We start from the raw sequence: 24,276 nt of genomic DNA on the forward strand, positions 1-24,276 counted from the left end.
ATGGGCTCGTTACTGGGCCGAGGCTGCGATTATGTTCTCCTTTGTTGCCTTTGCCAAAAAGACGAAGCACTAGTGTCCAATTAACGGAGATACGGCATGAGCGTAGTTATTTACCACAATCCCGATTGCGGCACATCGCGCAATGTGTTGGCCATCATCAAAGCATCCGGTGAAGCGCCTGTTATTATTGAGTATCTAAAAACAGGCTGGACACGTCCCCAGCTTTTGGGCTTGTTCGCCGCTGCCGATTTAACACCGCGCACGGCGCTTCGAACAACAAAATCTCCCGCAGACGAGTTAGGCCTGCTTGACCCTTCTGTAAACGACGAGGCGCTTCTTGATGCGATGTTGGAGCATCCCGTGCTTGTCAACCGCCCCATCGTTTGTTCGCCAAAAGGCGTGCGGCTTTGCCGCCCTAGCGAGGCCGTGCTGGATCTTCTGCAAAGCCTGCCTCCCGGCCCGATGGAAAAAGAGGATGGCTCGCCGCTGATTGATGCGGAGGGAAATCGAGTTGACTGATACTCCGAATCTCGAAGAACAACATTTCCGACCAATCGACGAAGAACGCCTATTGTCGCCAGAGCGGGCAACGCATGCTCCGCGCATTTTGCTGCTTTATGGTTCTCTCAGAGAACGTTCTTTCAGCCGATTGATGACCGAGGAAGCAGCTCGCATCCTGACGCGGCTCGGAGCCGAAGCGCGGACCTATTCGCCTTCTGGCCTGCCGCTACCAGATGACGCGGAGGCAAATCATCCGAAGGTCCAGGAACTGCGTGATCTGATGACTTGGTGCGAAGGCATGGTGTGGTGTTCACCTGAGAGGCACGGCGCGATGACAGGCGTCATGAAAACACAGATTGACTGGATACCGTTGTCGCTTGGGGGCGTAAGGCCGACACAGGGTAAGACATTGGCTGTGATGCAGGTCAGTGGCGGGTCGCAGAGCTTCAACGCGGTGAACCAGCTTCGTATCCTTGGTCGCTGGATGCGATTGTTGACCATTCCTAACCAGTCTTCCACTCCCAAAGCATTTCTGGAGTTTGATGAGGCAGGGAGGATGAAGCCTTCACCCTTTTACGACCGGATGGTCGATGTCATGGAAGAGTTGACGAAGTTTACTTTGCTGACCCGAAATAACAAAGATTACCTGTTGGAACGTTATAGCGAGCGCAAGGAAAGTGCAGCTGAACTATCCCAGAGGGTAAACCAAAAGGCCATTTGATTGCAGCTCGACCGATCGAGCGCGAGTAAATAGTGCGTGTGGAATAGCAACCATCAGGCACAATCTTCGACCTTGGGAATGACGTCTCCTGACGGCATTTCAGCCTGCCCAGATCTGAACCGGTTACGGAATGTCTGCATTTAACCTTGCAACCCCGACACAGCAGCCGTCGTAACTCATGTTTCAGGAACTTCTGCTTCAGCCCCGATTGTGGACGATCCAAGTCCAAATTTGATCACCGCAGAGCTGTCAATAACAGAATGGCGCTCGATTCGGTACTGGCTGTGTACATGCAAAGTCCGGATCGCTTGCTGTTCGCCGCTGTCTTGCCGCTTCGCCAATCAGCATCAGGGCGGGGCCATCTCCCAAGGCAGATTTCGCTGAAAGTGCCAACAGATCAAGGCGGGTGCTGAATTGACGCTCTTCGGGGAGGCTGGCGTTTTCTATCAGAAGCACGGGTGTGTCTGCCGGCAAGCCAGCTACAACAAGCTGGCGTGAAATGGTCGCTGCTGCGCCTTTGCCCATATAGATTGCTAGCGTTGCCTTGGGATCCGCCAGCGCCTGCCAATCGAGATCGAGCTCTTCACCCGCTTTTGCGTGAGCGGTTACAAATATCAGCTTGCGGGCGAGACCGCGCAAGGTCAGCGATATTCCGGCACTTGCAGCGGCGGCTGATGCAGCAGTTATGCCGGGGCAGATGTGACAGGCAATGCCATGTGTGGCGAGCGCATCCATTTCCTCTGCCGCACGACCAAAAATCCCTACATCGCCGCCTTTCAGGCGAACCACTCGTTCTCCCACCAATGCGGCGTCAACCAGCATGTCGTTAATGCTGCGCTGGTCTTTGGAATGGCGGCCGGATCGCTTGCCGACAGGAACAAGTCTCGCGGAGAGCGGTGCAAGTTCCAGCACGCCTTTACCAACAAGGGCGTCATAAAAGATGACGCTGGCAGCGCGGATCAGTTTCTCGGCCTTGCGGGTCAAAAGATCCGGATCGCCGGGACCTGCGCCGACTAGCCATATGGTTCCGGGCGGGATGATAGCTTCGGTCATTCTGCGGCCTCCAATTTGATGTCCTGTGCCTCGATCAGCAATTTGGAAAGCGCAGGGCGGCAACTGCCGCAATTTGTCCCGGCATTCAATGCCCTGCCGATATCGTCCAGACTGGTGAGCGATTGCTCGCCAATGGCGCCGACAATCTGTTTAACGCCGACGTTGAAACAGATGCACAGGATTGCGCCCTTATCCGGTCCGGCGACTTTCGGGCGTGCTGCGAGCAAGGATGGAGCATCCGCCTGTTCGTCGCTGACCAATTGTGCCGCAATCCATTCCCGTGATGGAAGTTGACCGTCGCGCGTCACGAAAAGCGCGGCCGCCAGCCTGCCTTCGCCATCGCGCACGGCAACCCGGCGCATCCCGCGTTTCATGTCGATGGCTTCGAGATGTTCACCGACAGGGAGCAGTCTGTGCACGTCCATATTGTCTGCGCCCGCCATTTCGGTAAGCCAACCGCCCGCTATCCTTGCACTCGTCCAATACAGAAGGGCTGGCAATGCCGGTCGCTTGCTGCTGACCAGAAAGGCTTGCCATTTCGCTCCGGCTGCCTCGATATTGCACGGACTATTTTTATACGCGGGTTGGCCCGATACCGGGTCGACCGTTTGATCGGGCAACCGGTTGGCACGACCACCGCCGCTCATCTGATCGGTCCAGTGCATCGGGACGAACATCTCGCCTTTGCGTTGCGCCTCGGTAATCTGCACACGAAAGATGCTATTGCCCTGCGGCGTCATGATCCGCGCCAACGTACCATCACCAATAGCGCGCTCCCTCGCATCATCCGGGTGAATTTCGACCAGCGCTTCGCGACGATGTTGTGACAGCCGCGGACTGAGGCCTGTTCGGGTCATCGTGTGCCACTGATCCCGATAGCGGCCGGTATTGAGACGGAGCGGAAATGCACGATCAACCGGCGCCGGAGCAGACGGAGCAACAGCAACCAGCCTTGCCTTGCCATCGGCAGAGGTGAATTTCCCCTCCACAAAAGGTGATGCACCACCCCAGGCTTTCGGCACCCAGTCGTCATATTCGCTATCGCTGGTGCCGGCCCATTCGGATATATCCAGCTTGCGCTGGCCGTCGTTGTGAAATCCGGTTTGGGCGGCATATTCGCGGAAAATATCTGCCGGTCCGCCGAACGCGAAGGCGTTGCCAAATCCCATGCGGCGGGCGACCTCCTGAACGATCCACCAATCGGCCTTTGCCTCGCCGGGGGGCGCGAACAGCGAACGCTGACGGCTGACGACGCGCTCGCTGTTGGTGACGGTCCCGTTTTTCTCACCCCAGGCGAGCGCCGGCAGCTTCAAATCGGCATAGGCAGCCGTGTCGGTTTCGGCGATAACATCGGACACCACGACAAAATCACAGCGATCCAATGCCTCGCGGACAAAGCCTGCATCCGGCATCGAGACGGCCGGGTTGGTTGCCATGACCCAGATCGCCTTGATCTTCCCTTCATGCACATCGCGGAACATGTCGACCGCTTTGCGCCCCGGTTTGCGGGCAATGGTCGGGCTTTTCCAAAAGGACTGCGCAGCGTCGCATTCTGCATCGGAGAAGCCCATGTGCACGGCCAGCATCGATGCCAGCCCGCCTACCTCCCGCCCGCCCATCGCATTGGGCTGGCCGGTTATCGAAAACGGTCCTGTTCCCGATTTGCCAATCCTCCCCGTGGCCAGATGGAGATTGATAATGGCATTGCCTTTGTCGGTGCCGCCCGCCGACTGGTTCGCGCCCTGGCTGAACAGGGTGACCATTTTCGGATGAGCGGCGACCAGGTCGGCAAGCTGATCGAATGGTTCGGGATCGATACCCGCGGAAGCCGGATCGCCGGTTAGCCCGTTCCAGAATCCGGTCGGTGTCGCCACATGATCGCGCAAATAATCTTCGTCCAGCAATCCCCTTGTCATCATCTCGGCGAGCAATGCGTTGAACAAGGCGACGTCCCCGTCGAGCGCGATGGGCAAATGGAGATCGGCACATTCGGCTGTTTCGGTGCGGCGCGGATCAATAACCACCAGCTTCGTCCCGCGTTCGCTGCGGGCCTTTTCGATGCGCTGCCAGATCACCGGATGACACCATGCGGTGTTCGAACCAACCAGCAGGACGAGGTCGGCATTTGCCAGATCATCATAGCTGCAAGGCACCACATCCTCGCCAAAGGCCCGCACATGGGCGGCAACCGCGCTGGCCATGCACAGGCGGCTGTTGGTGTCGATATTGGCGCTGCCGATAAAGCCTTTCATCAGCTTGTTGGCGACATAATAATCCTCGGTCAGCAATTGGCCGGAGACATAGAATGCGACGCTGTCCGGGCCATGCTCGCGGATTGTCTCGGCAAAGCGATTGGCCACCAGATCGAGCGCCTTGTCCCACTCCGCCGGCTCACCGTCTATTTCCGGACGGAGCAGCCGTCCTTCAAGATTGACCGTATCCGCCAAATGCGTTCCCTTGGAACAAAGCCGGCCGAGATTCGCTGGATGCTCCTCGTCACCCGCGATGATCACATCGCAGTCACCGGTGATTTCGGCTTTGATGCCGCAACCGACGCCGCAATAGGGGCAAGTGGTGCGAACCGGAGTCACACGGCCCCGGCGAGGGCGGGAGCGCGTTCGATATAAATCCGGCCCGCGTCAATTTTAACCGGGATCACCGGCACGCACCCCTTGTCCTCGCCCAATGCCTCGCCCGTCAGCAAGGAAATGCGCCAGTTATGCAGAGGACAGGTTACGCTGGTGTCGTGAACGATCCCCTGACTCAGCGGCCCGGCCTTGTGCGGGCATTTGTTCGCCAGAGCATGAATGCTGCCCGTAGCGGTGCGGAATATCGCTATCTCCTGGCCGCCTTGTACCGGCAGCGTCCGCGCGCCCATGGCAGGCAGTTGTTCGACCGGGCCGATATCGATCCATTTTGCATCTACCATCATGCAGGCTCCAGAACGGCAAAGGGCCGAATTTCGGCGATATGCTTGTGCAAGTGGCTTTCAGCCCCGGCGACGCGTTCCGCCCAGGGATCTTTCTGATGCACCGACTGGGCGAACAGAAAACGTTTCTGCAATTCCTTGCGGCCGGTCTCGTCCTCGACAATGCGGCTCTTGATATAGTCCATACCGACCCTTTCGACCCACGGTGCCGTGCGGTCTAGATAGCGTGCTTCCTCGCGGTAAAGCTGGATGAAGGCGGCAATATATTCGAGCGCCTGTTCTTCGGTTTCGACCTTGCAGAGGAAGTCGGTGCCGCGCAGATGGATCCCGCCATTACCGCCAACGCTCAGTTCATAGCCACTGTCGACACAGATGATTCCGAGATCCTTGATCGATGCCTCTGCACAATTGCGCGGACAGCCCGATACGGCGATCTTGAATTTATGCGGCATCCAGCTGCCCCAGGTCATCTGTTCGGCCTTGATCCCGAGACCGGTCGAGTCCTGTGTGCCGAAGCGGCACCATTCGCTACCGACACAGGTTTTTACGGTGCGCAGCGCTTTGCCATAAGCATGGCCGGAAACCATGCCGGCGGCGTTCAGGTCGGCCCAGATCGAGGGTAAATCCTCTTTCTTGATACCGAATATATCAAGACGCTGCCCGCCGGTGACCTTGACCAGCCGCGCTTCATATTTGTCCGCAGCATCGGCAATTGCCCGAAGTTCATTGGGCGTCGTAATCCCGCCCCACATTCTGGGGACCACCGAATAGGTGCCGTCTTTCTGGATATTGGCATGCATCCGTTCGTTAACGAACCGGCTTTGCGGATCTTCCTCATGCTCCGTGGGCCAGGCACATAGCAGATAATAATTGAGCGCCGGACGACAGGAAGCGCAGCCATCTGGCGTGGTCCAGTGGAGTTCCTGCATCACCTGCGGTATGGATTTCAGATCTTTTTCGAGGATATTGCGCCGCACGTCCTCGTGCGTGAAGCTGGTGCACTGACACATTGGTGTGACCGTCCGTGCGCCGCCATAATCTTCGCCGAGCGAGATGCTCAGCAAGCTTTCCACCAGGCCGGTGCAGGAAGCGCAACTGGCGGAGGCCTTGCAACCGGCCCGGACGCTATCGAGGTCATTGGCTCCACCATCGATGCACGCAACCACCTGTCCCTTGGTTACGCCGTTGCAGCCGCAGATTTCTGCGTCAGGGGACAATGCTGCAACGGCGCTGTCAGGGTCCAGCGTGGCCCCTCCCGAAGCAAAGGCCTGGCCGAAAATAAGCGCTTCGCGGATATCGGATATGTCTTCCTGGCGCTTCAGGAGATCGAAATACCAGCTGCCGTCTACCGTGTCTCCGAAGAGAACGGCCCCAATGAGCTTGTCTCCCCGAACGACCACCCGCTTATACACCCCGCGGGAAGCGTCGCGCATGACAATATCCTCGGTGTCGTCTCCACCTGAAAAATCACCGGCGGAGAACAGGTTGATGCCGGACACCTTCAGCTTGGTTGCGGTAACCGAACCGGCATATCCGGAAGGATCATCGGTCATGAAATCGGCCAGAGAGCGGCACATTTCCCAAAGTGGCGCGACCAGCCCGTAACAGGCGCCACGATGCTGCACGCATTCCCCGACCGCGACAATTGCCGGATCACTGGTTACCATATTGTCGTCTACGACGATGCCGCGCTCGACGTCCAGTTCCGCCAGTTTGGCCAGAGCTACCGATGGCTTAATCCCGACCGCCATGACGACAAGATCGGCCTCGATTTCGGTCCCGTCCTTGAGCTTTACGCCCGTGACCTGGCTGTCTCCCAATATTTCCGCAGTATCGGCCTGGGTAATGATCGTTTGTCCGCGCCGTTCCAGTTCGCTTCGCAACAGAAAGCCTGCCGCTTCATCCAGCTGCCGCTCCATCAGGGTCGGCATAAGGTGCAAGACGGTCACATGCATCCCGCGCAGGGAGAGACCGTGCGCCGCTTCCAATCCCAGAAGACCGCCGCCGATCACGACGGCATTGCCGCCCGTCTCTGCCGCTGCCAGCATTTTGTCGACATCATCCAGATCGCGAAAGGTGATAACGCCCGGCAACTTGTGCCCCGGCACCGGAATGATGAACGGATCGGACCCGGTGGCAATCAGCAGCCGATCATATGGCGTCACCCGGCCCGAGGCACTGACCACCTCTCTGGCTTCGCGTTTGATCGCTATGACAGCATCGCCGCTAACCAATTCTATGCCGTTATCATCATACCAGCTTTGATCATTGATAATGATGTCTTCGAAGCTCTTGTCGCCGGCCAGAACCGGAGACAGCATGATCCGGTCATAGTTGACCCGGGGTTCCGCTCCAAAGATGGTGATCGCATAGCGGTCCCCATCACGGGCGAGAATTTCCTCCACGGCACGACAACCGGCCATGCCATTGCCAATGACGACAAGGCGTTCACGGGCCTGCCCGGAAGCTTTTTCCTGCTGAACGTTAGTTATAACCGGTGCATTCATTTACAAATTCCAGTTGTTAAAAACTATATCCCAGCCGCAGCCAGAATTTCTCCGTATCGACGCCATAGCTGTCGGCGTTGTAGTTGGCGTATTTGAGACCGACGCTGAAGATGCTGACCTTGAAATTGAGCGCCGCATCAAATTCCGTGCCGTATTTGATGCTGCCGACATCGCTCCGAAAATCATGATAGGCTGCGTTTGCGGTGATACCGCCGAGCAGATTGATCTTCTTGCTGATGCTGACATATTTGTCTTCGAGGCCCGCCGGTGGCGTGCCGAGAAACACATCCGCCCAACCGTTGAACTTGTGCAATGTGGCAAGCGGTGTCTGAAACCGATTGCCTGCGCTATCGGCACCCAGGCTCTCGTAACCCAGAGTCAGGCCAAAGCCTGAAACGGTCGTGCCAACCGAACCGGCAATATAGTCGACGGAAAAATTATTTGGATTGGCCTTGTAATCTTTTTGCACCGCATAGCTGCCCGCAAAATCTACCGTGAAACCTTCGGAAACGGGAAGCTTTGCCGTCGCGCGCAGTCCGTAGGTAGCGGAGGAACTCAGCGAAACCGGCTGGCCAGCATCAAAATCGAGCAGATAGGCGAAGCCCTTCAGATTGACCGGCCCGGCCTTTACTCCAGCGCCCAGAAATATCAGGTCTCCGTCAAACGCTTCACGCGCACCGGCATCAGCACCAAATATCGTGCGCTGGGAAATGGCATAAGTGGCTTCCAGCGTCAGTGGTTTCAGCGCCGTGACCGATGCGCTGACGGCATCGAAAGTCTGTTCATTCTGGCGCCAGCCGACGCTGCCCACGAAACGCTGGTCATCAATGTTGATTCTCTGGCGCCCGACGGTAAGGCTGCCCTTGTCCTTCTTGGCGAATTTCAGCTGAATGCGGTTCAGTTCGATATTTTCCGGGTCGGCGACGACGGAAAATGGTTCGACGCCATTGCCTGCATTAGTGTCATTATAGTCATTTATAATGCCCAGCGTCGCTTCGCTCTCGACGAGAAATGAAAGTCCGATATCACTGGCCAGTTCCAGCCCGGCCCTTGCCCGCAATGTCAAAGAGTCCGCGCTTGTTACCGGCTGGTCGACATGCTCATAAGCAAGCCGGGCGTCGAAAATCGGGTCCAGGGTCAAGCCTTCGGCAACCACCACCGGATCGCCGGTCTTGGCCAGGGCAAAGGAAGGTGTCGCCAGCGCGGCTCCTGACAATAATCCAATCGAAATGATATTTCTTTTTTTCATTTTCTTCCCCGTTAAAGACCTTCTCTCTTGGCGGGCATCCTCTCGGTTCAGGCCGCTTCCTGCTGCGTGCTCTTGTTCGGATTTCCATGTTCATATTCGGCCAGAAACTGCAGGACTTCCTGCCGGTAAGCGTAAAATTTCGGATGTTCGAGCAGCGCCTTCCGATCGCGTGGCCGTGGCAGATCGACATCGAGTATCTTGCCAATGGTAGCCTGAGGGCCATTCGTCATCATCACCACCCGGTCGGCGAGCAATATCGCCTCGTCCACGTCATGGGTGACCATGATGGCGGTGACTTTCGTTCGGTTCCAAACCTCGATCAAGACATCCTGGAGATCCCAGCGGGTGAGGCTGTCGAGCATACCAAAGGGCTCGTCGAGCAGCAGCAATTTGGGAGACAAAGCGAAAGCGCGCGCTATGCCAACCCTCTGGCGCATGCCGTTCGACATGTCGGCGGCGGTTTTGTCCATGGCATCGCCAAGACCAACGCGGTCCAGATAATATTCGATGATGTCCTTGCGTTCCGAACGCGTGCTGTGCGGATAGACCCGTTCCACGCCGAGGGCGACATTCTGTCTGGCGGTCAGCCATGGCATCAATGACGGAGCCTGGAATACGACGGCCTTGTCGGGCCCGGCAACATCAACTTCCCGTCCGTCCAATATGATCCCGCCATCGCTGATCTCGTTCAGTCCGGCAGCCATTGTGAGCACGGTTGACTTGCCGCAACCGGAGTGGCCAATCAGCGAAATAAACTCGCCCTTGTCCATCAGGATATTTACATCCTCGACCACCGTCAGCGGACCTTTGGGCGTTGGGTAGATTTTCTTGAGTTTGAAAAACTCGAGATAGCGCGTTTTGATCGGGCTTTGTGCTGCATCAAGATAGGCCTGCGGCAAATTCGTCTGCTCGCCTTCTTGCGCGCCTGAAAGGTCCAGGGGCGTGATATCCGGCAGATCCGCGGATTCGGACGCAACCGCTTTTTGATCACTGCTCAATATATCAAGATAGCCAACAATCTTATTGCGCAGGGTTTTATATGCCGCATCTTCATTCATTGCCTCGCGCTGGCGGGGACGCTCGATATCGACATCGAATATCTTGCCAATGGTGGCCGATGGGGCCGGGGTCAGGATCGCCACACGGTCGGCCAGCAGCAGCGCTTCATCCACATCGTTGGTTACCAGAACAATCGTCCGCTTTTCGTGTTTGCGGATGCGCTCGATCTCGTCCTGCAATTTTGCCCGGGTCAGCGCATCGAGCGCCGACAAAGGCTCGTCCATCAGCAGGATTTCGGGCTCCATCGCAAGGGCGCGCGCAACCGCGACGCGCTGCCGCATGCCTCCCGACAGCTGGGCCGGCTTGCGATCCATCGCGTGATCCAGGCCGACCAGTTCGATCTTCTGCCGCACCAGCGCCGCACGCTCTTCCCTGGACTTGTCCTGATGAACCGCATCGACCGCTAGTGCGACATTGGCTTCAACGCTCAGCCAGGGAAACAACGAATAGCTCTGGAAGACCAAACCACGATCCTTGCCCGGTCCTTTGCACGGCGCGCCCTTGACCAGCACTTCCCCGCTATCGGCTTCGGCCAGTCCGGCGATGCAATTTATCAATGTGGTCTTGCCGGCACCGGAAAAACCGAGAATGGCGATAAATTCTCCCTCGGCGACATCAAGGTTGATGTTGTCGAGCACATCGGTCCGGATTCCGGACCCGTCGACAAAGGACTTGCTGACGTTGTTCAGGGATAGGATGGGAAGGCTATGGGTCATAATATCCTCCTCAAACCGTACGATTGCGACTGGCGAAATTTTGCAGAAGCATCATGATCCGGTCGAGCAGGAAGCCGATCAGGCCGATCACGATGACAGCGAACATGATGCGGGCGAGCGACTGGCTGGATCCGTTCTGGAATTCGTCCCAGACAAATTTGCCAAGTCCGGGGTTTTGCGCGAGCATTTCCGCGGCGATCAGAACCATCCAGCCCACGCCAAGCGACAGGCGCATGCCGGTAAAAATATAGGGGAGCGCAGAGGGCAGAACCAGACGAGTGAGTTTGGCAAACCAGCCAAGCCGAAGCACTTTGCCGACGTTGAGTAAGTCCTTGTCGATCGATGCGGCGCCGATCGCGGTGTTGATAAGCGTCGACCAGAGCGAACAAAGCATCACGACGATCGCAGAAATTACAAAGCTTTTTGGTAAGGTCGGATCCGGATCGGTCATCGTTGCCGAAATCACCATGGTGACAATCGGAAGCCAAGCCAGCGGACTGACTGGTTTCATGATCTGTACGATCGGGTTGATCGCGGCGTTGAATGTTTTGGACAGTCCGCAGACCAGGCCGAGCGGCACGGCGATTATCGTGGCCAGAGCGAAGCCCAGGGCCACCGTCGCCAGGGACGTCCAGATCTGGTCCAGAAAAGTGGGCGGACCACTAAATTCAAAATTCCGTGTTTCGCCACCATTGGCAACTGCAGCTGCATTTCTGGCGTCCTGAGCAGCATAAAATTCCGCTTTCTGTTCCTGGATAGCGGTCCATTCATCAAAAAGCGCTACGCCCTGAGCCGAAACTTCGACCGGTCCCGGCAGACTGCCGAGCGAAGTGTCTACCTGCGGCGCAAGAACCGCCCACAGTGCCAGAAAAGCCAGAATTCCAACGATCGGTGCGGCGAGGCTTTTCGTCCAGGCAACCAACATTTGAGGATCGAGGAAGCTCCGGTTCGGCGCATTGGAACTCGTAGCAACCCGTGTAGCGGGATCGGCCGCGGCAGCGCCATTGAGTTGCCTTGGCTTCACCGTATCTTCAAGACCGGTATCGGGCTCTATTGGGTTCGCAGCGACGGTTGCCATGTCTTTGGTTCCTTTATTCATCAGAAGCTTAGTTGACGCCGGAATTGGTCACTTTCTGACCAGCCTTCAGACCGATGGGGAATTTCGCGAGATAGGCATTGGGAGCCCTGCCATCATAAATGATGCCATCGATAAAGCCCGATTGCTCACCCTTGAAGCCGTCCGACTCCGGAATACTGTCGGCGGGTATGACCCCTTCGTCCGCCAGTTTTTTCGCGGCGGTCAGATAGAGATCAGGCCGGTAGACCGCCTTTGCTGTATCGAAATACCATTGATCGGTCTGGTCTTCGGCAATCTGTCCCCAACGCCGCATCTGGGTGAGATACCAGATTGCATCCGAGTAAAAGGGATAGCCGGCATAATCATTGAAGAAGATGTTGAAATCGGGCGCCGGCCGCGTGTCGCCGGACTGGAAAGTGAACTGGCCGGTCATCGAGGCACCGATCACCGCTTCGTCCGCGCCGACATAATTGGATCGTGCCAGAATTTTCACTGCTTCAGCACGATTCTTGCCGCCATCAACGTCCAACCATTGCTGTGCCTTGATAATCGCGCGGAGCATGGCGGCCGTAGTCGCGGGATATTTCTCGGCAAAATCCTTGCGCAGGCCGAGGACTTTTTCCGGGTTCTTTTTCCAGATTTCGTCATCGGTAATCACCGGAACACCGATTTTCTTTTGCACGGCCGCCTGATTCCAGGGTTCACCCACGCAATAGCCGTCAATCGTGCCGGCTTCCATCGTTGCGGGCATCTGCGGCGGTGGGGTAACCGAAAGCGCTGCTTCGGCACCAACCGTCCCGCCAACATCGCCAGGGGTGTAATATCCGGGGTCAACACCGCCCGCTGCCAGCCAGTAACGCAGCTCGTAATTGTGGGTGGAAACCGGAAAGACCATGCCCATCTTGAATTGCTTGCCCTGCGATTTGTAATTCGCAATCACCGGTTTTAGGACTGAAGCGCTGATCGGGTGTACGGGCTTTCCATCCGAATTTTTTTTAAGACCCGGCTCGATCTGGGCCCAGACCTTGTTCGACAGTGTGATCGCATTGCCGTTGAGGTCGAGCGAAAGCGGAGCGATGAGATCCGCCTTGGTCCCATAGCCGATTGTCGCGGCGAGCGGCTGCCCGGCCAGCATATGTGCGCCATCGAGTTGGCCGCCGATGACACCATCGAGCAACACTTTCCAGTTCGCCTGCGGTTCGAGGGTAACGTTCAAACCTTCTTCCGCGAAAAATCCCTTTTCCTTGGCAATGGCAAGCGGCGCCATATCGGTGAGCTTGATGAACCCAAGTTTCAAAACTGGTTTTTCGATCGCGCCATCCATGGTGGCGGGCTTAACCGTCTCGCCGCTATTGGAAGAACTGTCGCCACCGCTTCCGCATGCAGACAAAGCCACTGCACAGGCAGCCATGAGAAGAAAATTGCGGCGGTTCGATTTCATTGCTCAATCCCTTTTTCATTGCCGGGAAACGCCAGGGTGGAACGAAAAAACACGCAAAAAAACCGCCTCAAGCAGCAGTCTTGCGGACTGGCTTGGGCGGCGACATTGCCTATTCGATTATATTTCGTTCTACCATGCGTTTGCCCGCCATTGGACAAACCGGTAAATATTGTGTCGGGAGTTTTCCCGTCCCGAATCAAATAACATTAGCGGGAAAGAAAAGGCAAGAAAAAATACTGCATCGCAACAAAGATCAGGATTTAGGCAAGGAATCCAAATAGTTCTGTACCGCCATCGGATCAAAAACCCGACCATCGAAAAACGGATTTGCGCCTAGGGTCAATCGCCCCTGAGTCGAACCGACCGGCAGGCTATCGCTCACGCTGCCTTCCAGTTTGGCATTGGCTCCGGGCATCGGTGTATCGAGTCCCTTCAATGCGGTACGATAAACATTGGGCTGAAAGACCTGTTCGGCGCGCAGTTGGTCATTCGCATTATAGGCAAGGTGATCCCAGCGCAACAATTGCGAATAGAGCCACGCCGCCTGACTTTTCCAGGGGAAGTTTGCTGCTTCTCGATATTGGAACATAAAATCTGGCGCATCCAGAGGCGGAGCACCGGCCGTCAACATGATCCGGTCCGATATTGCCCGATTGATCAGCCTCGCCGAGCCGTCGAGATACTCTTTCCGCGCCAGTATCGCGGCATTGGCATCCCAATTTACCGGATCGACAAAATGCTTGGCGGCAAAATGTAGCGCTCGAACCAAGCGTTCAAACTTGTCCCGATTATCATCTAGCTTATCAGCCGGCATGGCCAGCACCTTTTCGACACCGCGCCGCCAGATTTGTGCCGTGACCAGAACGATCCGACCTACGCCGCGCTCGACGGCAACGCTATTCCATGGCTCACCAACACATATTCCGTCTACCTCGTCATTCGCCAGCGCATCAGCAGCGAACGGTGGGGCAATGGTTACGATATCAACATCGGTGTCCGGCGCGATACCGCATTGTGCTAGCCAATAGCGCAACTTGTAATTGTGACCGGAATAGCGGTGAACAACACCAAATCGAACGCGACTTCCGCTCCGTGCACGTTCGGCGATTTCGGCCTTCAATTTTTCGCCAACGGCGACCGGATCACCGAGCCTTCCGACAGGGGCCACTTTGTCCGCCAGGATGTGGGACATGGTAATGGCGTTGCCGTTCAACCCCAGGACAAACGGGACGGACAGGGGCTTGGCCGGTCGCCCGCGACCGAGCGTCGTGGCGATCGCAAGCGGTGCGAGCAAATGCGCAGCGTCGGTATGACCATATAGCAGCCTGTCCAATACCGATGCCCAGCTCACGTCCCGAATGAAGTTTAGATGCAGCCCCTGTTCTTCGGCAAAGCCGTGTTCTTGGGCCAGGATCGGCAAAGCCGCGTCGACCAGCGGCAAAAAACCGATATTGATTTGATCGATGCTCACAACCCGCCTCCCAATAGTTTCTCAGCCGTGACGATGGCCTCTGCGATCTCCGCCATGCGTTTATTGCTGTTCATGGCGTGATCGCGCAGCAGCTTGTGGGCTTCCGGTTCGCTCATGTTCCGTTTCCCGATCAATATTTTCTTGGCACTGTCAATTATCGTGCGATCAGACAGCGCATCACGCGCTTCTTTCAGCTCCGCTTGCAAGCGGGAAAAGGCCTGAAACCGTCTTACGGCCAAATCGAGTATGGGCTTCATTCGGCGCTGCGAAAGCCCATCAACAATATAGGCAGAAACCCCAGCATCAATGGCTGCCGCAATCGTATCTTCATCGGATTGCTCGACAAACATGGCAATCGGGCGGGAAACCGCACGGCTAACGGCAAAATATTCTTCCAGCATATCGCGGGAGGGATTGCCAAGGTCGATCAGGATGACCTCGGGGTCTATCGTTTCAATAGCCCGCGCCATTCCCGAACGCTCCGAAATCACAAAAACATCGCGCTCACCCACTTCGGCGAGCCCGTCTTCAATTATAGCCGCGCGAACGGGGTTTTCATCGATAACAGCGATACGCAATTGCGACTCCGTTTGCGGAAGTGACTGTGGGCAGTCTAACGCCTTTTTGTTCGCAGGTGCAATATGAAGGATCAATCTATCATTGAGCCACCAATCGCAGCGGCCGCTTTTCCTCTTTGCTGCAAGAACCGGACAGACCGCCTCTTACCAAGTCGTCACCATCTGAATGTCGGTAAATTCTGCGCCCTAAAGGGCGGCTTGCAGAATCTGTCATTGACCGTGGCAATGACGAGAATTGGGGCGCAAAACAGACAAGATCATTGCCCGATGGGAGCGACCGCGATTGAGACATTTGCTGAACGACGGCATTAACGTCCCATCTCATAAGTTCGACTGACCGCAAGTCGGGCGAACAAAGCAATTCACCCTTTGACTTCCCCCAGTCGGGCCAATTCACTTTGCCGGGCGTGCGCACCCCGCTCCATATCTTCTGCTGTTCCTGAATAGTAAGCCGTCCCGAACACAAGAAATTGGATCCCGCGGAAGCCGACAATATCACCGACCGAAGCGGTGACCTCATGCATGTGACGCCAGTCGATGCATATGAAATGGACTGTTCCGCTGCTTGATACTGTAACGCAAGCACCCAAAGTTTCAGCAAGGAACATCCTGAACTCGGCTTCGTTCATTTCACCAGGTGCAACGTCGATCTCGCCAGAACTGAAGCCCGTCAGGCCCAGGTCAATGTCTACTTCTGGCAGGAAACGATCGGTCAAATCGGCCTGTTCTGGGCCCAAAATGACTAATTTTCCCTGTTGGTTCCCCGATAACAGGGGAATTCACGATGAGACCCGTACACGACTGTGTGCGTCGCGCACCATTATAGTCCAGGCTATCCCTATATTTATTTGTTCATTCATCGGCCTGAGCGGCCAAAGCGAGCTCCGGACTTGGCTTCGCGCGATCTCGGATTTATCGATCTGCGAACTGACGATGATATGACAGCTATTGATGGTAAGGCAGTTTGACGATCATTCGCGGCTAAGTCGTTCGGCGGGATCCGTGTCATCAATCGGCGGTGTGTCGTACAGTTTCTTGCGGAAGATGGATCGGAGCAACCACGGCTCGAGAATCCGCCCTACCAGATAAAGCGTAGCGAAAATTGCCGCGAGGATATAGGCCGTCTTGGGCGAGTATTTTTCATATTTGTCTTTTTCTTTGTCTTTCTCGTCGGGCTTTTCGGGTGCCGGTGCCCCCATGGCTACGTCCAGCCAGTGCAACTTCACATCCTTGTCCGCTTCGTCATCCTTTTTCGATTCATCGTCGGCTTTTCCGGCCTGTTCCGCCGCTTCGGCTTTGGATTTTTCATACTCGCCAATCGCAACATTAACCTGGCCCAGGGCCACAAAGAGTAACGGCGCGAGAAAGCAGGCCAGCAGGGCCGGGCTGGTGACATTATAGGCAAGGACCGAACGTCCTTCCCGCTCGCCCACCGTCAGCGTGCCACGGGTAAAGGTCGCCAGCCTGTCCTGGGCGGCAGGATTATGCTTCCTGAATGTCAGCGTATCGCCGTCTATCTCGTAGCTTGTACCATTGGTCTGGAACAGCGGATCAAGCCTGTCGAATGCCGTTGCTGGCGACATTGGCGTTTCAAGGGGCAACAAGCCCTTCACACGCCAGATCCGGTCAATGAAAGGCAATTTCACTTACAATTCCTCTGGAATTTTTCAGGAGACGGAATGCCCACCGCATAGCGATGCTCATTTGCAAAGATGACCCATTCTGAAAGAAAGTCGTTTCAGGCAGGGGCAAAATGGCCAACTATTCGGCCGGTATCGCGGTCGGTGGCTCCCGGCGATCCTTGATCCGGGACTTGATCGACTTATAGCCTTCCGTAAACGGGAAGGTCATCGTCTCGTTGATCGGCATGCGGCGCCCGCCTTCCATCCCGAGCAATTCCGCCTCGCCGTCCACACAGGTTCCGAAAAGACGGTCGAATATGATCCAGCTGGCCCCATAATTGCTGCGCGTCGCTTCATAATCTTGCGAGTGGTGCACACTGTGGTGCTCGGTGGTGTTGAACAGGAACCGCCACCAGCGGGGACTATTGAAACGAACGTTGATGTGCTGGTAAACGCCAACCGTGAGGCCGATCGCGCCAGCGAGCAGAAAGGCCCGCGGGATGAAATCGAAGAAGCCGCCGATGCCAAGCCCGATCAGGAACAATTCGATCGGATTGCCAACAGCCCCCTTGTTGATGTTCAACTGGGTGATGTAGTGATGCGGCGCATGGGTCAGCCAGAGCGGATACCAGTTGTGCATTCCGCGGTGCATCCAATATTGGCCGAATTCAAAAATCAGCGAGATCAAAAGCGCCTGGACCAGCAGCGGCAATCCGGTGAACCAAGCAAATTTGTCCCAGTCAAAAGAATTCTGGATGGCTTCGATCATCACACCGTCGCCGATATAATTGTCAACCATGCGAAGAAGCGTGTAACCGAGACCGACATAGAACAGATCGGTAGCAAATTCCTTCCAGGTGAGCCGCCAGCTGTCATAACGCGGATTGACCCATTCGAGCCCCAGCAGGAACAGCTTGAAAGCGATCCCGATCATGATGGCCGTGGATGCTACAGCAATGGAATTGGGCGCATAATACCAGAAGGCGAGCACGGCAAAGAGCACGGTCGGCTGGAAATATGTGAAGAAGATCTGTTTCGCCGGACCGCCTTCAACCCTGCCGATATTTTCCCATCCGACAGTGACTGGCGCGTCAGCTCCGATGATCCTTTTTCCTACCCGAACTCCGTTCATAGCGAGACCTCCTTGGTGAGGCCCCAAGGCCCCAGAATCGCTGCCTACCCGCCGTGCAACCGGCCCGGTAATGCAGTTTCTCTCCTGTGAACGATTCTTATTTTTTGATATAACGGCTATCGTATTGATATTATCAAATACGTCAAGCGTAATATTTTCGTGCGTCGCCGTAGCTCAATTTACCTCCGCTGAACGCGTAATAGACATGCTATTTCGCCGCAATAAAGGCTCGCCAGCCGCCAAATTCGGTAATATCCTGTGCGCCTGTCGTTGCGCGAGACTCAGCGACAAAACCCTTGACGCTGCTGCCGTCGGCCAGAGTGACGGTTCCGATTGCAAGCGGGGCCGGAACTTCTGCTACAAAGCTGCCAAAGGCTGCGACGTCGAGTTCATAAACCTCCACTTTGATGGCAGCTCCATCCTCGCTGTGCACCAGCGCGGGTTTGGGCGGCACGCTGTCGGCGATCGCGTAAAGACGATAGGTGGGAGCCGTTTCGAAAGCACCGACGAACGCGGCATCGCGTGAGGTCAGCTGCCAGTGTAGCGGCATGTCTTTCAAATGGGCTCCGACGACGGCCAGTTTTACGCTTTCCATTTTTCCCTCCAGATCGAGTGCTGGCGGAGCAGGAAAATCTGCTGCCGCGAAATAGGTTTCCGCTGCATCGAGCAGGGCATGATCACTATCGGCGGGTCCGATCAAGGTGATACCGAAACCGGTCCCGTTCGCACGGGTGCCAGCGGGCACAGCGACAGCCGCCATGTCGAGAAGATTCACGAAATTGGTGTAGGCGCCCAGATTGCTGTTCAACACTATTGGCGCCACCAATAGCTCCGCAACGCGATAGGTCGTGCCGGTGGTGGGAAAGGCCAGCATGTCGACCTCGTTCCACAGTCCGTCCGCCTGGCGTTTGAGTTCGGCAAGCCGGTATATCCCCTTGAATACATCCACTGCATTCTTGCTCAAGCCGGCCTCGGTGATCTGGCGGACCGTTTGGTGGATCGCATCCGGATTGCTGGCCAACAGATCGTGCATGGCTGCTGTTCGTTCGGCAACCCATGGCCCATTATACAGAAGACTGGCCGCTTCATTGAGAGGCGATATGTCGAGTTCGACGATCTCAGCATCGCTTCCCAAACGGGCGATCGCCTGATCGTAAAGATATTCGGACTGGCTGTCACCGAACCAGACGCGCTGGTCGCGGCGGGGTACGCCGATCCGCCGGGGTTGCATCGTGCAATCGACCAGCGGCTTCGAATAGGGGTCCTCCGCGTCAAAGCCGGCGAGTACATCGTCTACCAGCCGTGCATCAGACAAATTGTCGGTAAACACCGTGATACAGTCGATCGTCCGGCAGGCTGGCACGAGACCTTTTGTACTCCAGCGTCCCTTGGTCGGTTTGAGACCGACAAGATGGTTGAACGCTGCGGGCACCCGGCCCGAACCGGCGGTATCGGTGCCCAGTGCGAAGGCAACAAGGCCCGCAGCAACCGCCACTGCCGACCCCGAGCTCGACCCCCCGCTGACATAAGCAAGATTATAGGCATTGCGGGGGATGCCATAAGGACTGCGCGTGCCGACCAGACCGGTGGCGAATTGATCGAGATTGGTTTTCCCGACGCATATGGCTCCCGCCTCGAGCAGCTTTGCGGCCACGGTTGCAGAAGCAGCGGGGGAATAGGCGTAGGCAGGACAGCCAGCCGTGGTTTCAAAACCGGCGACATCGATATTGTCCTTTACCGCAAAGGGCACGCCGGCCAGCGGCAGCTTTTCCCCTGCCGCGATGCGACCATCAACTGCGCGAGCTGCGACAAGCATATCGTCGGACGCAGCGCGACTGATCCATATTTGCGGCTGAACCGCATCATAGGCATCAAGACGGGCGAGCGTTTCCTGCGCTACGGCGAGCGCGCTAGTTTTTCCGCCATTTACGGCTGCCGCGATCGCCGCAGGGCTTTGCCGGTCGAGCTTCGTCATTAGTGCTTCCTCAACGCCAGCATCGGCGCGCCTGGTTCGAGCGACTGGCGCTCGTTGATATAGAGAGCTGCAATTGTGCCATTATCCGGGCTTTCGAGCGGGCTTTCCATTTTCATCGCTTCGATAACGGCGATAACATCGCCGGCCTTTACCGTGTCGCCTTCCGCAACCATCAGCTTCCACACGCTTCCGCCAAAGGGCGCCTCGATCAGATCGGTGCCTTCTGGCAGTTCAATCGCCGGGTCAGCGGCGGCCCCAAGAGCGGGGTCTTCTGTCAGTTGTGTCACGCGATCAAATTCGCCATCCTGCTGCCATTGGGCGCGTTCCGCCTCGAAAGCGGACTGACGCGTTGCCTCAAAAGCTTCAATCGACTCCGCATTGTCAGCCAGAAAGGCGCGATGGTCAGCGAGACGAAATTCCGATTCCTCGATCCGGATTGACCGGCGCCCATTGGGAAAATCCCTTCTCCATTCAACCAGTTCCTCAGGGCTCACACTGAAAAAGCGGATCTGGTCGAAGAAGCGCAGCAACCACGGCTTGCCATCAACGAAGGCATCGGTTTGCCGATAGGTATTCCACACCTGGATAGTACGGCCAAAAAGCTGATAGCCTCCGGGCCCTTCCATACCGTATATGCACATATAGGCACCGCCGATTCCGACCACATTGGGCGGTGTCCATGTGCGGGCCGGATTATATTTGGTGGTTACCAGCCGGTGCCGGGGATCGACCGGTGTTGCCACCGGCGCGCCAAGATAGACGTCGCCCAGCCCCATCACGAGATAGCTGGCATCGAAAATGATATCCTCGACAGCATCCGCATCAGGCTGGCCATTGATCCGCCGGATGAACTCGATATTGTCCGGGCACCACGGCGCGTCGTCACGAACTGCGGCCATATATTTCTCGATCGTTTCCAGTGTGGCCGGATCCCGCCAGCTGAGCGGCAGATGCACGATCCGCGAAGGAACCGTGAAATCCTCGAGATCGCCCAGTTGATTGTCGGCTTCCATAAGGGCAGCCAGCGCGCCCGTCTGATCAAGAATATTGTCATCGAAATGGAGTTGCAGCGAACGGATGCCGGGGACGATATCGATCACGCCTGGCAAGGCTTTTTCCTCGAGCAGCGTCATCAGGGCATGAACGCGGATACGCAATTCAATGTCGAGGACGATCTCTCCATATTCGACCAGTATATTGCGGTCACCCTGTTGCCGGTACACCGTCCGGGGGCGTAGTCCCTGAGCCTCTGTGTCAGCGAGGATCGGTGAAAGATCAGCGATCTCGCGCTGCGGGCCGGGGCGTAAGGGATTTGCCGCAAGTTCCATCGGAGCACGGTCGGCAGCCCTGGCATCATCAAGCGTGACCGGCACAAACCGCAGGCGGTCTCCGGGCGCAAGCTGCCCGATTTTCCAGCGATCGGCGGCGATCACCACGAACGGACAGACGAATCCGCCGAGCGATGGGCCATCGGGGCCAAGAATGATCGGCATATCGCCGGTAAAATCGACGGCACCGATCGCGTAAGGATTGTCGTGGATATTGGAGGGGTGCAAGCCCGCCTCCCCGCCATCGGCCCTTGCCCATTGCGGCTTTGGTCCAATCAGACGCACGCCGGTGCGGTTGCTGTTATAGTGGACGCGCCAATCGGCATCGAGGGTTGCACGGATATCGTCCTCGGTGAAAAAATCGGGCGCGCCGTGGGGACCGTATAAAACGCGCAAAGTCCAGTGATTCCCGAAATCCGAAACGTCGGAAACCGGAGCGGGTGCGCTGACCTCGGCTTCTGCCAGATGCAACATATCGCCTGCCACCAGCTTTCGAGCGGCATGGCCACCGAATTGGCCCAGTTCGAAGGTGCTGCGGCTGCCGAGATAGGCGGGAATGTCGAGGCCACCCGCGATCAAAATGTAACCGCGCATGCCGCCGCCACTCACCCGGCCGAGCGCGAGCGTCTGGCCCGCAGTGATGTCGAGCGGAACGCCCCGTTCAACAGGCTCATCGTCGAGCCGGGCACCGAAATCGGCTCCGGTGATGCAAATGCGCGCGGGTGCGTTGAAATAGAGGGTTGGACCGGTAAACGTAATCTCCAGCCCGGCTGTGCCTTCCGGATTGCCAAGCCGCTGGTTGCCGATACGGAAGGAATGATCATCCATCGGCCCCGAGGGCGGCACTCCGACTGACCAGAGACCGATGCGGCCCGGCCAGTCCTGAACCGTGGTTGCGGTGCCACCGGAAACCACCCGGATGCTGCGCGGATTATAGACGATCGTATCCAGCAATCTCGTCGCAACCTGTCCGGACATGAAACGATCATCGCGGACGACGGCGCGCAGCCAGCGAAGGTTGGACTCAAGGCCGTCCACCCGGCTTTCGTCGAGCGCGGCCTGCATTGCGGCAATGGCTTCCTCTCTTGTATCGGCGTGAACAATAAGTTTTGCGATCATCGGATCATACCAGGCGCTGATCGCGCTGCCGGCCGTACACCATGTTTCGGCACGAAGAGATTCAGGAAAATCGATGGCGGTGATGGTGCCGCTGGTCGGCCGATAATCCAGTGCAGGATCTTCGGCATATAGACGGACTTGTATAGAATGGCCCGTTGCCACCGGTGGCTCGCGATCCAGAAATGAAAAGTCTCCTGCCGCCCCGCGGATCATCCACTCGACAAGATCAATGCCCATCACCTCTTCGGTGACGCCGTGTTCGACCTGTAGCCGAGTATTCATTTCCAGGAAGAAGAATTCCTGGCGATCGGCATCAAAGAGGAACTCGACCGTACCGGCGGAGAGATAGCGCGCAGCCGCACCCAGGCGCACCGCTGCGGCGATGAGTTCGCGGCGCACCTCATCGTCAAGATCCGGTGCCGGCGACTCTTCGACAACCTTCTGGTTCCGCCTTTGCAACGAACAGTCCCGTTCGCCGAGCGGCATCACCCGCCCGGTGCCGTCGCCAAATATCTGCACCTCAATATGCCGGGCGCGAGCGATATAGCGCTCCAGAAACACGCCGGCGTCGCCGAAATTGCCGGCCCCGAGACGAGCGACGCTGTCCCAGTTCTTGCGTACGGCCGACTCATCCTCGCAAATCTGCATGCCGATGCCGCCGCCGCCCGCCGTGGCTTTCAGAATGACCGGATAGCCAATTTCGTTGGCTGCGCGTGCGGCGTCATCCTCGTTGTCGAGAAGCCCGGTGCCGGGCGCAAGCGGCAAGCCATGTTCTTCCGCCAGCGCACGGGCGCTGTGCTTCAAGCCGAAGGTTCGCATATCGTCCGGCGTGGGGCCGATAAAGACAATGTCGGCAGCGGCACATGCTTCTGCAAATTCGGCATTCTCGGCCAGGAAGCCGTAGCCGGGATGGATGAAGCGCGCGCCGGTTTCCCGCGCGGCCTCGATGATCGCGGCAATATCGAGATAGCTCTCGGTGGCCGGCGCTGGCCCTATGCATATAGCCATATCCGCCTGCGATACATGCAGGGAGTCGGCATCGGCGTCGGAATAGACCGCAACCGATCGCAAACCCATGCGGCGTATCGTTCGAATAATTCTGGTAGCAATTGCTCCGCGGTTGGCAATAAGAACCGTATCAACGCTCATGCGGTAACGATCATTCGCACCGGAGTGGGATTGAACCCGTTGCAAGGATTGTTGATCTGCGGGCAGTTCGACACAACCACGATCAGGTCCATTTCAGCGCGCAGGTCAACGGTCAGCCCCGGGGCGGAAATACCATCGACAATGCCCAGCGTCCCGTCTTCTTCTACCGGCACGTTCATGAAAAAGTTGATATTGGAAACGATATCGCGCTTGCCGCGCCCTTCGGTCAGATTGGCCGCGAGGAAATTCTCGACACAGGCATGCTGACTCTTGGTGTGATGCCCGTAACGCAGCGTGTTGGACTCGCAGGAACAGGCGCCGCCGATGGTGTCGTGATACTCCACCGACGTCGCCAGGATAGTCATCATCGGGCGCCCCTCGTTCGACCGCAGGACAGTACCAGCGCGAAGGAACAGATTGCCCTGCGCTGCGACGGTATCCTGTGCGCTATAGCGTTCGGAATCATCGGCAGCTGAATAGAGCAGAAAATCAACCGCCTGATTTCCTTCCGTGTCGACGATATGGAGGGTTTGACCGGCGGCGAGATGATGGAGCCAGGGGGCCCTGGCAGGCACGATTTCATCATGAACAACGGCACCGTCAAATTCGGGCATTTCTGGGGGAGTTGTCATTTTGGAGATATTATCC

18 protein-coding genes are annotated in these 24,276 nt (G+C 56.9%); 2 read left to right on the forward strand and 16 right to left on the reverse strand.

Annotated features, from left to right (window positions below; genetic code table 11):
* Positions 1-96: 96 nt before the first annotated feature.
* Positions 97-519, forward strand: a complete 423-nt coding sequence (gene arsC / locus ACHZCJ_RS09900; protein WP_321326010.1) for an arsenate reductase (glutaredoxin) — start codon at positions 97-99, stop codon at positions 517-519.
* Positions 494-1,222 (forward strand): arsenical resistance protein ArsH, encoded by a 729-nt coding sequence (gene arsH, locus ACHZCJ_RS09905; protein ID WP_321326012.1) that lies wholly within the window; start codon positions 494-496, stop codon positions 1,220-1,222. The genes arsC and arsH overlap by 26 nt, the downstream gene beginning before the upstream one ends.
* Before the next feature lie 249 nt (positions 1,223-1,471).
* Here arsH and cobA read toward each other — a convergent pair whose 3' ends face one another.
* The 16 genes from cobA to ACHZCJ_RS09985 form a co-directional block, all read right to left on the reverse strand.
* A complete protein-coding gene (gene cobA / locus ACHZCJ_RS09910) occupies positions 1,472-2,275 on the reverse strand; it encodes a uroporphyrinogen-III C-methyltransferase (RefSeq protein ID WP_321326014.1) in 804 nt (267 codons plus the stop codon).
* Entirely contained in the window at positions 2,272-4,866 is a 2,595-nt protein-coding gene (locus ACHZCJ_RS09915; protein WP_321326016.1) for a molybdopterin-dependent oxidoreductase, read from the reverse strand. The genes cobA and ACHZCJ_RS09915 overlap by 4 nt, the downstream gene beginning before the upstream one ends.
* Positions 4,863-5,204 (reverse strand): nitrite reductase small subunit NirD, encoded by a 342-nt coding sequence (nirD, locus tag ACHZCJ_RS09920; protein WP_173205622.1) that lies wholly within the window; start codon positions 5,202-5,204, stop codon positions 4,863-4,865. Before nirD ends, ACHZCJ_RS09915 begins: the two co-directional genes overlap by 4 nt.
* On the reverse strand, positions 5,204-7,711 hold the full coding sequence (gene nirB, locus ACHZCJ_RS09925) for a nitrite reductase large subunit NirB (protein WP_321326018.1): 2,508 nt from the start codon (positions 7,709-7,711) through the stop codon (positions 5,204-5,206). The genes nirD and nirB overlap by 1 nt, the downstream gene beginning before the upstream one ends.
* A gap of 16 nt (positions 7,712-7,727) precedes the next feature.
* Positions 7,728-8,960: an alginate export family protein gene (locus ACHZCJ_RS09930; RefSeq protein ID WP_321326019.1), complete on the reverse strand. Its 1,233-nt coding sequence runs from the start codon at positions 8,958-8,960 to the stop codon at positions 7,728-7,730.
* Positions 8,961-9,007: 47 nt separating this feature from the next.
* Positions 9,008-10,735 carry a nitrate ABC transporter ATP-binding protein gene (locus tag ACHZCJ_RS09935; protein WP_321326022.1) on the reverse strand — a complete coding sequence of 576 codons (1,728 nt, stop codon included), beginning with the start codon at positions 10,733-10,735 and terminating at the stop codon, positions 9,008-9,010.
* 10 nt (positions 10,736-10,745) lie between these two features.
* Positions 10,746-11,813, reverse strand: a complete 1,068-nt coding sequence (locus ACHZCJ_RS09940) for an ABC transporter permease (RefSeq protein WP_321326024.1) — start codon at positions 11,811-11,813, stop codon at positions 10,746-10,748.
* Between the two features lie 28 nt (positions 11,814-11,841).
* Positions 11,842-13,254, reverse strand: coding sequence for a CmpA/NrtA family ABC transporter substrate-binding protein (locus ACHZCJ_RS09945; RefSeq protein ID WP_321326026.1), 1,413 nt, complete (start codon positions 13,252-13,254; stop codon positions 11,842-11,844).
* Positions 13,255-13,507: 253 nt separating this feature from the next.
* Positions 13,508-14,725 carry a CmpA/NrtA family ABC transporter substrate-binding protein gene (locus ACHZCJ_RS09950; protein WP_159646285.1) on the reverse strand — a complete coding sequence of 406 codons (1,218 nt, stop codon included), beginning with the start codon at positions 14,723-14,725 and terminating at the stop codon, positions 13,508-13,510.
* Positions 14,722-15,303: an ANTAR domain-containing protein gene (locus tag ACHZCJ_RS09955; protein WP_321327777.1), complete on the reverse strand. Its 582-nt coding sequence runs from the start codon at positions 15,301-15,303 to the stop codon at positions 14,722-14,724. Before ACHZCJ_RS09955 ends, ACHZCJ_RS09950 begins: the two co-directional genes overlap by 4 nt.
* 362 nt (positions 15,304-15,665) lie before the next feature.
* Entirely contained in the window at positions 15,666-16,019 is a 354-nt protein-coding gene (locus tag ACHZCJ_RS09960; protein ID WP_394700093.1) for a hypothetical protein, read from the reverse strand.
* Between the two features lie 255 nt (positions 16,020-16,274).
* Positions 16,275-16,949: a hypothetical protein gene (locus tag ACHZCJ_RS09965; RefSeq protein WP_321326034.1), complete on the reverse strand. Its 675-nt coding sequence runs from the start codon at positions 16,947-16,949 to the stop codon at positions 16,275-16,277.
* Positions 16,950-17,064: 115 nt separating this feature from the next.
* Complete coding sequence (locus ACHZCJ_RS09970; protein WP_321326036.1) at positions 17,065-18,057, reverse strand: sterol desaturase family protein; 993 nt, start codon at positions 18,055-18,057, stop codon at positions 17,065-17,067.
* 208 nt (positions 18,058-18,265) lie between these two features.
* Positions 18,266-20,032 carry an allophanate hydrolase gene (gene atzF / locus ACHZCJ_RS09975; RefSeq protein ID WP_321326038.1) on the reverse strand — a complete coding sequence of 589 codons (1,767 nt, stop codon included), beginning with the start codon at positions 20,030-20,032 and terminating at the stop codon, positions 18,266-18,268.
* Positions 20,032-23,628 carry an urea carboxylase gene (gene uca, locus ACHZCJ_RS09980; protein WP_321326041.1) on the reverse strand — a complete coding sequence of 1,199 codons (3,597 nt, stop codon included), beginning with the start codon at positions 23,626-23,628 and terminating at the stop codon, positions 20,032-20,034. Before uca ends, atzF begins: the two co-directional genes overlap by 1 nt.
* A complete protein-coding gene (locus ACHZCJ_RS09985; protein WP_321326044.1) occupies positions 23,625-24,260 on the reverse strand; it encodes an urea amidolyase associated protein UAAP2 in 636 nt (211 codons plus the stop codon). The genes uca and ACHZCJ_RS09985 overlap by 4 nt, the downstream gene beginning before the upstream one ends.
* Positions 24,261-24,276: the final 16 nt, after the last annotated feature.

This window comes from uncultured Parasphingorhabdus sp., assembly GCF_963677535.2.
Lineage (GTDB): Bacteria > Pseudomonadota > Alphaproteobacteria > Sphingomonadales > Sphingomonadaceae > Parasphingorhabdus.